This window comes from Bowmanella denitrificans (assembly GCF_039522935.1).
Taxonomy (GTDB): domain Bacteria; phylum Pseudomonadota; class Gammaproteobacteria; order Enterobacterales; family Alteromonadaceae; genus Bowmanella; species Bowmanella denitrificans.
The window spans coordinates 1-769 of record NZ_BAAAEI010000037.1 but is presented as its reverse complement, the minus strand read 5'-3'; the positions used below and the strand labels follow the sequence as shown (position 1 = coordinate 769).

General features: G+C 49.5%; 1 pseudogene. It reads right to left on the bottom strand.

Features of this window, described 5'->3' with window-relative positions:
- A pseudogene (locus tag ABD028_RS23195) lies at window positions 1-769 on the bottom strand (alpha/beta hydrolase family protein); the annotation flags it as partial.

Here is a 769-nt window from a genome sequence, read left to right as displayed (position 1 = left end):
CGACAAAATAACGCTCAGGTTGTTTGGCGGTATAACTGAAGCCAAGGAGTTCACCGCGTTGGCCGGGTTTGTTGCTGCGGATCAGGCCATCGACATCCACTGACTCCAGGCCAAACAGACGCTCTGAATACTGGCCGGTTTTAATGTTGTACAGGTAAATACCCGCTTTATCTTCGCCGTTAGTGGCTCTGACATAGATTTCCTGTGGGTTTTGTTTGGAGAAACTCAGGAAATCAAAGGTTTCCCTTTTCAGGGGCGAGATGCTTTTGACCAGTTTCCAATCTGCATCGGTGCTGGCACGGGCATAGAGTTCAATGGTGTTGTTGGCCGAGTTATAGCCTGACGCGGCACGAATTTCGCCCTGAGTATCGGGGATAAAGTTGCCACTTTGCTTCTCGTTCCCGCGCATAACGGTGACGGAGCGGCCGGTATTAATGTTGAGTCTGACGACATCGGGAATGCGGTTATCATTGATGTCGTATTCGAGCAGAATTTCATCATCGTTATCTGGCAGGATACTCAGCAGGTTAAACTCGGAGCGGTTGTCTTCGCGAAAAGGAACTAACCAGTCGCCTTTTCCGTCGGCGTTAACCACGGCATATTTTACCACCCAGTAGTTGCGGTTGCCGTCCTGAATATTCTGTCTGAACCTGACGCCCAGTTTTTTGTCGTTTAACCAGTTGAAGCTGGTCATTTCCATTTTATCGGCGCCGAGTCGGACCGGGTCAGCATTGAGGCTGCTGACATTTCTGACTTCAATAATGTAGTC